Raw genomic sequence first — 14,290 nt, 5'->3', positions numbered from 1 at the left:
CTGAGCCACGCACTGGCCGCTGTGAGGAGACAGAACCATGAACCGATCCCAGGTAGAGGACGTCTGGCCGCTGTCACCGTTGCAGGAAGGCCTGCTGTTCCACGCCGCCTTTGACGACCAGGGCCCGGACGTCTACCAGGGGCAGCGGATGCTGGAGCTGGTCGGACCGCTCGACATGGGCAGGCTGCGCGCCACGTGGGAGGCGCTGCTCGCCCGGCACAGCGCGCTGCGGGCGGGTTTCCGTGGCCGAAAGTCGGGCGAGGCGGTGCAGGTCGTGGCCCGCGAGGCCGCGCTGCCGTGGACGGTGGAGGATCTCTCCGGGCTCACGGAGGCCGACGCGTCCGCCGCGATCGAACGGCTCGCGGCACAGGAGCGCGCGGAACGGTTCGACCCGGCGGTGCCGCCGCTGCTGCGCCTGCTGCTCATCCGCCTCGACGCCGAACGGCACCGTCTCGTGGTCACCAGCCACCACCTCGTCATGGACGGCTGGTCGATGGCGGTGCTTTTCAACGAGTTCACCACGGCGTACGCGGCGGGCGGCGACGTACGCGCACTGCCCCGCACGACCTCCTACCGGGAGTATCTGGCGTGGCTGCACCGGCAGGACGGCGCAGCCGCGCGCGCCGCCTGGCGCGCCGAGCTGGCCGGAGTCGACGAGCCGACGCTCGTGGCGCCCGCTGACCGGGGCCGCGCCCCCGTGACCCCGCAGAGCCTGATCAACCACATCTCCGAAGAACTCACCCAGGGCCTGGTGGGTCTTGCCCGCACCCAGGGGCTGACGGTGAACACGGTGGTGCAGGGGGCCTGGGCGCTGCTCCTCGCGCGGCTCACCGGGCGCACGGATGTCGTCTTCGGCGCCACCGCGGCGGGGCGGCCCACCGACCTGCCGGGCGCGGAGACGATGATCGGCCTGTTCATCAACACCCTGCCCGTGCGCGTACGCCTCGACGGCGCGCAGCCCGTACGGCAACTCCTCGCCGACCTTCAGCGGCGGCAGTCCGCGCTCATGGCGCACCAGCACATCGGACTCCCGGAGATCCAGAAGCTGGCGGGGCCCGGAGCCGTCTTCGACACGATCGTCGTGTACGAGAACTACCCGCGCCCTCCGGAGGAGCAGCCGGACCCGGACAGCCTCGCCGTCCGTTTCATCGACGGAGTGGAGGCCGCGCACTATCCGCTCACGCTGGTCGTGGCCCCGGAGGGCGAGCGGATGGGCGTCAAACTCGACCACCGCACCGACGTCATCGACCATGCCACCGCGCACGCGGTCTTCGGGCGGCTGGTGCGCGTCCTGGAACAGATGGTGGCGGACCCGTCCATGCCGGTGGGCCGGGTGGACGTGGCCGGCACGGCGGAACGCGCGCTCGTGGTGGAGGAGTGGAACGCGACGGCGGCCCCCGTGCCCGGCGCCTCGGTGCCCGAACTGTTCGCCGCACAGGTGGAGCGGACACCGGACGCGGTGGCCGTGGAGGACGGCGAACACCGCCTCACCTATGGGGAGTTGGACGAGGCGTCCGGGCGGCTGGCCACCCACCTGGCCGGTGCGGGAGTGCGCCGGGGCGACCGGGTCGCGCTCGCCATGAGCCGGTCGGCCGAGCTGCTGGTGGCGCTGCTCGGCGTGTGGAAGGCGGGAGCCGTCCACGTGCCCGTGGACACGGAGTACCCGGCGGAGCGGATCGCGTTCCTCATGGCGGACTCCGAGCCGGTGGCGGTCCTGTGCACACGGGAGACCCGCGAGGCCGTGCCGGAGCGGGCGGGGACGGCCGCGGTGGTCCTCGACGACCCCGCGGTGCGGTCGGCGATCGCCCGGTGTGCCCCGGCGCCGAAGCCCGCGGTGGGCGCGGACGACCTGGCCCACGTGATGTACACGTCCGGGTCGACGGGCGTGCCCAAGGGCGTCGCGGTGCCGCACGGCGGCGTCGCGAGCCTCGCCGGAGACCGGGGGTGGTCGGTGGGCGCAGGGGACGCCGTCCTCATGCACGCCCCGCACGCCTTCGACGTATCGCTGTTCGAGGTGTGGGTGCCGCTCGTCGCGGGCGGCAGGGTGGTGATCGCCGGTCCGGGCGCGGTGGACGCGCGACGGGTGCGGGAGGCGGTCGAGGGCGGGGTGACCGCGGTGCACATCACCGCGGGCCTGTTCAGGGTGCTCGCGGAGGAGTCCCCGGACTGCTTCACGGGGCTGCGCGAGGTGCTGACCGGCGGAGACGTCGTGCCCGCCGGGTCGGTGGCACGGGTGCGGGAGGTGTGCCCGCAGGTCGCGGTGCGGCATCTGTACGGGCCGACCGAGGTGACGCTGTGCGCCACATGGCATGTGCTGCCGGTGGGCACGGCCGGCGGCCCCGTACTGCCGATCGGGCGCCCCCTGGGCAACCGGCAGGTGTACGTGCTGGACGCCTTCCTGCGCCCGGTGCCGCCGGGGACGGTGGGCGAGGTGTACGCGGCGGGCGCGGGCCTGGCGCGAGGCTACCTCCGCCGGTCGTCGCTGACGGCGGAACGGTTCGTGGCGTGCCCGTTCGGTTCTGGTGGACGGATGTACCGGACCGGTGACCTGGCCCGTTGGACTCCCGAGGGGGAGTTGGTGTTCGCGGGGCGTGCGGACGAGCAGGTGAAGATCCGTGGGTTTCGGGTGGAGCCGGGCGAGGTCGAGGCGGTTATCGCCGCGCACCCGGCCGTGGCGCAGGCCGTGGTGGTGCCGCGCCGGGACGGCCCGGGCGACACACGGCTGATCGGTTATGTCGTGCCCGAACAGAGGCGCGTCGGGCCCGTTGAGCGCACGGAGCGCACCGAGGCCGTTGAGGCCGAGGCGGTACGCGCCTACGTGGCGGCACGCCTGCCCGCATACATGGTCCCGGCGGCCGTCCTGATCCTCGACGCCCTGCCGCTGACGGTGAACGGAAAGGTGGACCGCGCGGCCCTGCCCGCGCCGGACTTCGCCTCCCGGGCGAGCAGCCGGGAGCCGCGCACACCGACCGAGGAAACCCTGTGCGCCCTGTTCGCCGAGGTACTGAAATTGGAGCGGGTCGGCGCCGACGACGGCTTCTTCGAGCTGGGCGGCGACTCGATCAGCTCGATGCAGCTCGCCTCGCGCGCCCGCAGGGCCGGACTCGTCCTGACGCCGCGCCAGGTCTTCACGGAGAAGACCCCGGAACGCCTCGCGACGGTCGTGGACGCGGCGGGCGCGGCGGAACGCGCGGCCACCGTCGAGGACGTGGGCGTGGGCGAGCTGCCGTGGACCCCGGTGATGCGAGCCCTGGGCGAGCAGGCGGCGAGGCCGGGCTTCGCACAGTGGGTGACGCTGGGCGCACCTGCCGGGCTGGGGCTCGACGTACTCGGCGCGGGCCTGGCCGCCGTACTGGACACGCACGACATGCTGCGGGCCCGCACGGTGCCGGGCGAGGCGAAGCTGATCGTCGGTGAGCGAGGGTCGGTCGACGCGGCAGAGCTGGTGACCCGCGTCGAGGCCACTGCCGAAGGGCTCGACGAACTCGACGCCCCCGACGAGGTGGCGGCGAGGGCGGCCCGCGAGGCTGCCGAGCGCCTGGACCCGGCCGCCGGGGTGATGGTCCAGGCGGTGTGGGTGGACGCGGGCCCCGGGCAGGTGGGCCGGCTGGTGCTCGCGGCCCATCACCTGGTGGTGGACGGGGTGTCGTGGCGCGTCCTGACCCCGGACCTCCAGGCCGCGTGCGAGGCGGTCGCCGCGGGCCGGACACCCGCACTCGACCCGCCCGGCACGTCATTCCGCCGCTGGGCCGAACTCCTCACCGCCGAGGCGGCCTCCGAGCACCGCACCGCCGAGCTGCCGGACTGGACGACCCACCTCGGGGCCCACCTCGGCACGGCGTCACCGCCGCTCGGCGATCGCGCGTTGGACCCGTCGACGGACACCGCCCGCACCCTGCACCAGCGGACCTGGGCGGTGCCGTCGGAACAGGCCGCGACGCTCCTCGGCAGGACGACCGCGGCGTTCCACTGCGGAGTCGACGACGTGCTGCTCGCCGCGCTGGCCGGTGCCGTCGCGCAATGGCGGCCGGACGGTGGGCGCGAGGTCCTGGTCGATGTCGAGGGCCACGGCCGCGAGCCGCTCGGGGACGTGGATCTGTCCCGTACCGTCGGCTGGTTCACCAGCGCGCACCCGGTGCGGATGGACGTGACCGGCATCGACCTGCCGCGAGCCCTCGCGGGCGAAGCCGCCGCCGGTGAGTTGCTGAAGACGGTCAAGGAACAGGTGCGGGCCGTGCCCGGGGACAGGCTCGGATACGCGTTGCTGCGTCACCTCAACCCCGAGACCGCTCCCGTACTCGCGGCGGCACCGGCCCCGCAGATCGGCTTCAACTACATGGGCCGGTTCGCCACCGGTACGCGGAAGGGGCCGACGGCCGCCTGGCAGAGCGCCGGAGCGGCCGCGATCGGAGGTTCGGTCGCCCCGGACCTGCCCCTGCCGCACACACTGGAGGCCAACGCGACCGTCACGGACACCGCCGAGGGACCCCAGCTCGAACTGAGGCTGAGCTGGCCGTCCGCCGTCCTCGACGAAGAACGGGTCGAGCGGCTCGGCCGGGCCTGGGCCCGGATGCTGGGAGGCCTGGCCGCACACACCGCCGACCCGGCCGCGGGCGGACGCACCCCGACCGACTTCCCCCTGCTCGACGACGTGCTGACCCAGGACGACGTCGAGCACCTGGAGTCGGCGGTACCGGCGTTGCGGGACGTCTGGCCGCTGTCGCCGTTGCAGGAGGGCATGCTGTTCCACGCCACGTTCGACGAGGACGGGCCGGACGTCTACCGGAGCCAGCGCGTGCTGGCCGTGGACGGGCCGCTCGACCCACGCCTGCTGCGAACGTCGTGGGAGACACTCCTGGCGCGCCACGAGGCGCTACGGGTGAGCTTCCACCGCCTGGCCTCCGGTGAGGCCGTGCAGGTCGTGGCGGATGACGTCACATTGCCCTGGCGCGAGGCCGACCTCACGGGACGTACGGAGTCCGACGCCCTGGCCGGTCTCGACCGTCTCGCCGAGGAGGAGCGGGCGGCGCGGATGGGTGTGACGGCGCCACCATTGCTGAGGCTGCTGCTCGTGCGGCTCGCCGCCGAACGGCACCGGCTGATCGTCACCAGCCACCACATCGTGGCGGACGGCTGGTCGACACCGGTCATGTTCAACGAGGTCTCAGCGCTGTACGCGGCGGGCGGCGACGCCTCCGTACTGAAGCGCGCGGCCTCGTACGGGGAATACCTGGCGTGGCTCGGTGACCAGGACAAGGAGGCGGCATGTGCCGCCTGGCGGGCGGAGCTGACAGGCGCCGACGAACCGACCCTCGTCGCTCCCTCGGCGCTGAACGACAGCGCCCAGTCCGTAGCGGAGGAGATCGCGCTGCGGCTCACGAAGGAGTCGTCCGACGCCTTGACGGAGTTGGCCCGGCTGCATGGGCTGACCCTGAACACCGTCGCGCAGGGCGCGTGGGCGCTGGTCCTCGCGCGCCTCGCGGGACGTACGGACGTGGTGTTCGGCGCCACGGTGGCCGGCCGCCCGGCGGAACTGCCGGGCGTGGAAAGCATGGTGGGCCTGTTCATCAACACCCTGCCGGTACGGGTACGGCTCGACGGCGCACAGCCCGTGGCGGACCTGCTGGCGGGGCTCCAGCAGAAGCAGTCGGAACTGATGGCCCACCAGCATGTGGGTCTGCCGGAGATCCAGGCCGTCACGGGTTCGGGTGCGGTATTCGACACGATGCTGATGTTCGAGAACTACCCGCGCGACGAGTCGCCGGCCACCGGCCGCGGCTCCGGTGACGGCGATGGCGACGGCTTGACGATGACCCAGCTACGCACCCAGGCGGGGACCCACTATCCCCTGGCGGTCAGCGTCGTCCCCGACGAACGCCTCCAGATACGGGTGACGTACCGCCCCGACCTCTTCGACCAGCCGCAGGCCCACCAGGTGGGCCAGTGGCTAGAACGGGCCCTCGCACAAATGGCGGCCGACCCGACGGCGCCGGTAGGCCGGATCGACGTACTGGGAGCGTCGGAGCCGGGCTCGGTGGTGGAGGGGTGGAACGACACGGCTCGTCGGGTGGTGGCGGGTTCGGTGGTGGAGGCGTTCGAGGGGTGGGTGGCGCGGACGCCGGATGCGGTAGCAGTGCTGTCGGGTGCTGAGCAAGGCTTGTCTTATGTGCAGTTGGACGCTCGCGCGAATCGGTTGGCTCGCTTTTTGGTGGGTTTGGGTGTGGGGGTTGAGTCGCGGGTGGGGCTGTGTTTGCCGCGTGGGGTGGACATGGTGGTGGCGGAGTTGGCGGTGTGGAAGGCGGGGGGCGCGTTTGTTCCGCTGGATCCGGAGTATCCGGTGGAGCGGCTGGCGTTCATGGTCGAGGACAGTGGTGTGGGGGTTGTGCTCGGCGTGGGCGACGACTCGGTGCGCCTGGGTGGGGTGCGGGCTGTCTCCATGGACGATGCGGCGATCACGGAGGAGTCCGCTGAGCCGTTGGGTGTGAGGTATGCCGGTCCGGATCAGCTCGCGTACGTCATTTACACCTCGGGTTCGACGGGTCGTCCCAAGGGTGTGGCGGTGGCGCACGGTGGTGTGACGAATCTGGCGGAGGTGATGCGCCCGGTGCTGGGTGTGTCCGAGGGTGTCACTGTGCTTCAGTTCGCGTCGTTCAGCTTTGATGCTGCGGTGTTGGATGTGGCGGTGACGCTGGCCGGTGGCGGAACACTCGCCGTCGCCTCGGCGGGGGAGCGGGCGGAGCCTATCGCGCTGGCGGCGATGATCGAGCGCACCGGGGTGAGCACGGCCAGCGTTGTCCCCTCGCTGCTGGGTGTGCTGGACCCGGCGGCGGTTGGGGGTGTGCGGAACTGGGTGCTGGGTGCGGAGTTGCTGACGGCGGATCTGGCGAGTCGTTGGTCGGGCCGGGCGCGGGTTTGGAATACGTACGGTCCGACGGAGGCCACGGTCATGGCGACTGCCGGGCCGGTGGACGCTGCGGTAAGCCCGAGTGACCCATCGCCGTCGATCGGGCGCCCGCTGGGCAACGTACGCACCTACGTCCTGGACGGTTTCCTGCGGCCGCTCCCACCGGGAGTGACGGGCGAGCTGTACATAGCAGGCCCCGGCGTGGCTCGGGGGTACGTGGGCCGGCCGGGCCTGACCGCGGAACGCTTCGTGGCGTGCCCGTTCGCAGCCGGCGGGCGCATGTACCGCACCGGTGACCTCGCCCGTTGGACCTCCGACGGGGAGTTGGCGTTCGCGGGGCGTGCGGATGAGCAGGTGAAGATCCGGGGTTTCCGGGTGGAGCCCGGCGAGGTGGAGGCGGTTCTTGCTTCCCACCCCGCTGTCTGGCAGGCGGCCGTCGTCGTACGCGAGGACCGACCCGGCGACAAACGCCTGATCGGGTACATCGTGACGGACGTCGAAGACGTGGATGTCCAGGCGATACGTGATGAGACGGGCGTCCAGTTGCCGGAGTACATGGTTCCGGCGGTCGTGGTGGTCCTGGATGCGCTGCCGTTGACGGTGAACGGGAAGTTGGACCGGGCGGCTCTGCCTGCGCCCGACTTGGCTGAGCGAGCGGGTGGTCGTGAGCCTCGTACGGAGGCGGAGGAGATCCTTTGCGGACTGTTCGCCGAGGTGTTGGGTCTGGACCGCGTGGGCGTGGACGCCGGTTTCTTCGAGCTGGGCGGTGACTCGATCAGTTCCATGCAGCTCGCGTCGCGGGCCCGCAGGGAAGGGTTGGTCCTGACCCCCCGCCAGGTCTTCGAGGAGAAGACGCCGGAACGTCTGGCGGCCGTGGCGGTGTTGGCCGCAGGGCAGATTGCCGAGGCTGACGGCGCCGGTGTGGGTGAGGTGCCGTGGACGCCTGCGATGCGGGCGTTGGGGGAGAGGGCGGCGAGGCCCGGCTTCGCGCAGTGGGTGACGTTGGTGGCTCCGGCGGGGCTGGGGCTCGATGTTCTCGGCGCGGGCTTGGCTGCCGTACTGGATACACACGACATGCTGCGGGCCCGCACGGTGCCGGGCGAGCCGAAGCTGATCGTCGGTGAGCGAGGTAGCGTCGACGCCGCAGGGCTGGTGACCCGCGTCGATACCGCGTCCGCCGTGTCCGGCAGGACCGCCGTGTCCGGCGTGGTCGCCGTGTCCGGCGTGACCGCCGCGCCCGCCGCGCCCGCCGCGCCCGCCGTGTCCGGCAGGACCGCTGAGACCGGCGCGTCCGGCAGGACCGCTGAGCCCGGCGTGGTCGCCGCGTCCGCCGCGTCCGCCGAAACCGCCGCGCCCGGCAGGACCGCCGCGACCGAAAACCCCGAACCAACCGAGAGCCCCAAACCAACCGAGAGCTCCAAACGAACCGAAGGCCTCGAACCAACCGAAAGCCCCGAACCAACCCCCAACATCGACGAACTGGCGGCGAGCGCGGCCCGTGACGCCGTCCGCCGTCTGGACCCGGCCGCCGGAGTCATGGTTCAGGCGGTGTGGGTCGACGCGGGGGACGGTCAGGACGGTCGTCTCGTGCTGGTGGTCCACCACCTGGTGGTCGACGGGGTGTCCTGGCGTGTCCTGACCCCGGACCTCCAGGCCGCGTGCGAGGCGGTCGCCGCAGGTCAGGTACCCGCACTCGACCCGCCCGGGACCTCGTTCCGCCGCTGGGTCGAACTCCTCACCGCCGAGGCGGTCTCCGAGCACCGCACCGCCGAGCTGCCGGACTGGACAGCTCACCTTGGGACTCACCTCGGCACAGCGTCACCGCCGCTCGGCAACCGCCCCCTCGACCCCGCCATCGACACCGCCGAGACCCAACGCCGCCGCACCTGGAACGTGCCGGAAGCCGCGGCCCTGGTGGCCCGCACGACCACCGCCTTCCACTGCGGAGTCGACGACGTGCTGCTCGCCACGTTGGCCGGGGCCGTCGCGCGTTGGCGGCCGGACGGTGAGCGTGAGGTCCTGGTGGATGTGGAGGGGCATGGCCGGGAGGCGGTCGAGGGTGTCGATCTGTCCCGTACCGTCGGGTGGTTCACCAGCGCGCACCCGGTGCGGATGGACGTGACCGGCATCGAACTGCCGCAGGCCCTCGCGGGCGGAGCCGCCGCCGGTGAGCTGGTCAAGGCGGTCAAGGAACAGGTCAGGGCCGTGCCCGGCGACAAGCTGGGACACGGCCTGCTGCGTCACCTCAACCCCGAGACCGCTCCCGTACTCGCCGCGGCACCTACCCCGCAGATCGGCTTCAACTATCTCGGCCGGTTCGCCGCCGGCGCCCGCCCCGGGGCCGCCGATGCATGGCAGCCCGCCGGTGTCGCGGCGATCGGCGGTGCGGTCGATCCGGGGACGCCCGTCGCCCATGCCCTGGACGTGGGCGCGGTGGTCAGGGACACCCCGGACGGGCCCGCGCTGGAGGTCAGTCTGAGCTGGCCCGCGGCCCTGCTCGACGAGGCCGACGTCGAGCGGCTCGGACGGATCTGGCTGGAGATGCTCGGCGGCCTGGCCCAGCACACCGGCGGGCCAGGCGCCGGAGGGCACACTGTCTCCGACTTCCCCCTGGTCGACGCGCTGACGCAGGACGGGTTGGCCGAACTGGAGGCGGCTGTACCGGCGTTGGAGGACGTGTGGCCGCTGTCGCCGTTGCAGCAGGGCATGCTGTTCCACGCCACGTACGACGACGCGAGCCCCGACCTCTACGAGAGCCAGCGCATGCTGGCGCTGGACGGGCCCCTCGACACCGGCCGTCTCCGGGCGGCCTGCGAGGCGCTGCTGCGCCGGCATCCGATCCTGCGGGCGGGCTTCCACCGTCTCGCGTCGGGCGAGGCCGTGCAGGTCGTGGCGCGGGACGTGGAGCTGCCGTGGCGCGAGGCCGACCTGACGGGACGCGCGGAGCCGGACGCGCTCGCCGCGCTGGAGCGGCTCGCCGAGGGCGAACGGGCGGACCGCATCGACGTGTCGGCGGCACCCCTGCTGCGGCTGCTGCTCGTGCGGCTCGGCGAGAACCGCCACCGGCTGGTGCTCACCAGCCACCACATCATCATGGACGGCTGGTCGCTGCCGATCCTGATCGGCGACCTCTCCGCCGCGTACGACGCGGCCGGGGACGAGCGGCTGCTGCCGTCGGCCGCCTCGTACGGGGACTACCTGGGGTGGCTGAACCGGCAGGACGGTCGCGCCGCGCGCGCCGCGTGGCAGAAGGAACTCGCGGGACTCGACGCGCCGACGCTGGTGGTGCCCGCGGAGACGGCCGTCGTGCCGGTGGAGCCGGAGCGGGTGCGGTTCGAGTTCCCCGCAGAGCTGTCGCGCGGGCTCGCCGAGCTGGCCCGGGCGCGCGGCCTGACGCTGAACACCGCCGTGCAGGGCGCCTGGGCGCTGCTCCTCGCGCGCCTCGTCGGACGTACGGACGTGGTGTTCGGCGCCACGGTCGCCGGACGGCCCACGGACCTGCCGGGGGCGGAGACGGCGATCGGGCTCTTCATCAACACCCTGCCCGTACGGGTGGCTCTCGCGGCCGGGCAGCCGGTGGCCGACATGCTCACCGACCTGCAGGAACGGCAGGTGAAGCTGCTCGGGCATCAGCACGTGGGGCTCTCCGAGATCCATCAACTCGCGGGGTCAGGCGCGGTGTTCGACACGCTCGTCGTGTACGAGAACTATCCGCTGCCGCCCGCCGGCGCGCCGGACCCGGACGCACTCGCCGTCCGGCCGGTCGGCGCGCCCCGCGACATGGGGCACTACCCGCTGACGTTCGTCGTGTCGCCGGGCGAGCGGATGCGCGGTGACCTCGTCTTCCGGCCCGACGTCTTCGACCGGGCCAGGGCCGAGGACATGGTCGCCTCGCTCGTACGGGTGCTGGAGCAGGTGGTGGCCGACCCGGCGGTGCCCGTGGGCCGGGTGGACGTGACCGGTGCCGCAGGGCGCGGACTGGTCGTGGAGGAGTGGAACCGTACGGAGGGTGTGCCGGCGGGCGTACCGCTGCCGGAGCTGTTCCGCCGCCAGGCCGCGTGGACGCCGGACACGATCGCCGTGGTGGACGGGGAGCGGTCGCTCTCGTACGGGGAGCTGGCGGCGGACGCCGCTCGCCTCGCGCGCCATCTGATCGGCCTGGGCGTCGGCCCCGAGCGCCGCGTGGCGGTCGTCTCCGAGCGGTCGGCGTCCCTGGTGGTCACGCTGCTCGCGGTGTCGATGGCGGGCGGGGTGTTCGTGCCGGTGGACCCGGCGTACCCGGCGGACCGGATCGCGCGGGTGCTCGGCGACGCCGGGCCGCAGGTCCTGGTGTGCGGCACGGGGACGCGGGACGTGGTGCCCGCCGACTACTCCGGACGCCTGGTGGTCGTCGACGACCCGGCGGTGGCCGCGGAGGTCGCCGGGTATCCGGCCCACCCGCCGACCGACGGGGAGCGGCTGTCGCCGCTGACGGCAGCCCACGCGGCGTACGTCATCTACACCTCGGGTTCGACGGGCCGGCCCAAGGGCGTCGTGGTCACGCACACCGGTCTCGGCAACCTGGCGCGTGCGCAGATCGAGCGGTTCCGGGTACGGGCGGAGTCGCGGGTGCTGCAATTCGCGTCGCCGAGCTTCGACGCGGCGGTCTCCGAGCTGTGCATGGCCCTGCTGTCCGGCGGCTCGGTGGCCCTGGCGCCACCGGACGCGCTGCCGCCCCGGGTGTCCCTCGCCGAGGCGCTCGACCGGGCGGGGGCGACGCACGTGACGGTGCCGCCGAGCGTCCTCGCGGCGGAGGACGCGCTGCCGGAGGCCCTGGAGACGCTGGTGGTGGCCGGTGAGGCCTGCCCGGTGAGCCTGGTGGACCGGTGGTCGGACGGCCTGCGGATGGTGAACGCGTACGGGCCGACCGAGACGACGGTCTGCGCGACGATGAGCGCCCCGCTGACGCCCGGCCGTGACGTGGTGCCGATCGGCGGCCCGATGGCGGGCGTACGGACGTATGTGCTCGACGGCTTCCTGCTGCCGGTGCCCGCCGGGGTGGCGGGTGAGCTGTACGTGGCGGGCCCCGGCCTGGCCCGCGGCTACCTCGGACGGGCCGGGCTCTCCGCCGAGCGCTTCGTGGCGTGCCCCTACGGGTCCGGTGGCGAGCGGATGTACCGGACCGGTGACGTGGTCCGCTGGACCGATGGGGGCGAACTGGTCTTCGCGGGCCGCGCCGACGACCAGCTCAAGATCCGCGGCCACCGGATCGAACCCGGCGAGATCGAGGCGGCCCTCACCGAACATCCCCGCGTCGCGCAGGCCGTGGCCGTGGCACGCGAGGACCGCCCCGGTGACCGGCGCCTCGTGGCGTACGTCGTCGCGGACACGCCCCGCGGCACGGACCCGGAGCCGCCCGACGGCCCGGCCTCCGCCTCGTGGCCGGACGACGGGCCCGGCGGCCCGGCCACGGCCGGGCACACCTCGGGCGATCTGCCCGCCACCCTGCGCGCGTTCCTCGCCCAGCGGCTCCCCGAGTACATGGTGCCCACGGCCGTCGTGCCGCTGGACCGGCTGCCGCTCACGCCCCACGGCAAGGTGGACCGGGCCGCCCTGCCCGCCCCCGACTTCGCCGGGAGGAGCGGCGGCCGTGAGCCGGGGACCGAGGAGGAGCGGATCGTCTGCGAGCTGTTCGCCGAGGTCCTCGGGCTCGACCGCGTAGGCGTCGACGACAGCTTCTTCGAGCTGGGCGGAGACTCGATCATGTCGATGCAAATGGCCTCGCGGGCCCGCCGCGCGGGCCTCGTGCTGACCTCGCGCCAGGTCTTCGAGGAGAAGACCCCCGAGCGCCTGGCAGCCGTCCTTGAGGTGGCGGGGCGGCCCGCCGAGGCCGACGGCACCGGAGTCGGCGAGGTGCCGTGGACGCCCGTGATGCGGGCCTTCGGCGAGCGGGCCACCCGGCCGGGGTTCGCCCAGTGGGTGACGTTGGGCGCGCCGGACGGGCTGGGGCTCCCGGTTCTCGCCGCGGGCCTGGCCGCCGTACTGGACGCCCACGACATGCTGCGGGCACGCACCGTGCCCGGTGAGCCGAAGCTGGTGGTCGGCGAGCGCGGTTCCGTGGACGCGGCGCGGCTCGTGAGCCGTGTCGAGGCGAACGCGGACGACATCGACGAGGTCGCGGCGGACGCGGCCCGCGAGGCCGCCGAGCGGCTCGACCCCGCCTCCGGTGAACTCGTGCGCGCCGTGTGGGTGGACGCCGGGCCCGCACGGGTCGGCCGGCTCGTCCTCGCCGTGCACCACCTGGTCGTCGACGGCGTGTCCTGGCGCGTCCTCGTGCCCGACCTGCGGGCGGCGTGCGAAGCAGTGGCCGCCGGGCGCGAACCGGCGCTCGACCCGGTCCCGACATCATTCCGGCGCTGGGCGGACCACCTCGTGACACAGGCGGCCGACGCGGGCCGGGTCGCCGAACTCGACGACTGGAAGAAGCTGCTCGGAGCGCCCGAACCAACCTTGGGCGCACGGGCGTTGGACCCCGCCGTCGATGTCGCGAACACCCTGCTCCACCAGTCGTGGACCGTGCCCGAGGAGCAGACCGAGACTCTGGTGGCGAAGACCCCGGCGGCCTACCACTGCGGTGTGCGCGAGGTGCTGCTCGCCGCGCTCGCGGGAGCTGTCGCGCACTGGCGTCCCGGCGGTGACACCGGGGTGCTCGTGGACATCGAGGGGCACGGCCGCGACAGCGTGGCGGACGTGGACCTGTCGCGCACGGTCGGCTGGTTCACCAGCGTCCGCCCCGTGCGCCTCGACGTGGCGGGCGCCGACCTGGACAGCGCTATGGCGGGCGGCCCGGCGGCCGGTACGTTGGTCAAGGCCGTGAAGGAGCAGGTGCGGGCGGTGCCCGGCGACGGGCTCGGGTACGAACTGCTGCGCCGGCTCAACTCCGGGACCGGACCGGCCCTGGAGGCCTCACCGGCACCGCAGATCGGCTTCAACTACCTCGGCCGCTTCGCCACCGGTACGCGTACGGGGCCCGTCGGGCCCTGGCAGCCGGCCGGTGGCACGGCGGTCGGCGGCTCGGCCGCCCCGGACATGCCCGTGACCCACGCCATCGCGGCGGGCGCGGTCATCCGGGACACGGCGGACGGGCCCGAACTGGAGATCACCCTGAGCTGGCCGGGGCAGGTGCTCGCCGCGGCCGACGCCGAACGGCTCGGCCGCGCCTGGCTCGCCGTGCTCGAAGGGGTCGCCGCCCACACCGACGACCCCGGAGCGGGCGGTCACACCCCGTCCGACTTCCCCCTGCTCGACCTCGCACAGAACCAGATCGAGGAGCTCGAAGCGGCACTCGCCGAGGGAAACCGTTCCCGACAGGCCCCCACCAGGCCCCAACCGTAATGAGGAGAAGGA

The 14,290-nt window shown here is 73.3% G+C and carries 1 protein-coding gene; it reads left to right on the top strand.

The genetic code is table 11. The annotated features are described in order from the left end of the window. The first annotated feature begins 37 nt into the window (after positions 1 to 37). The gene (locus tag ACZ6JY_RS25640; RefSeq protein WP_469199239.1) at positions 38 to 14,278 is read left to right on the top strand and encodes an amino acid adenylation domain-containing protein; all 14,241 of its coding nucleotides are present in this window, start codon (positions 38 to 40) and stop codon (positions 14,276 to 14,278) included. Positions 14,279 to 14,290 lie beyond the last annotated feature (12 nt).

Source organism: Streptomyces sp. NPDC046335, assembly GCF_055587985.1.
Note: the sequence above shows the minus strand (reverse complement) of the source record. Positions and strands in the feature narration are given on the sequence as shown.

Bases quoted from the DNA above. Each gene is read 5' to 3' on its own strand.
- ACZ6JY_RS25640 (WP_469199239.1), top strand. From the start codon at position 38: ATGAACCGATCCCAGGTAGAGGACGTCTGGCCGCTGTCACCGTTGCAG.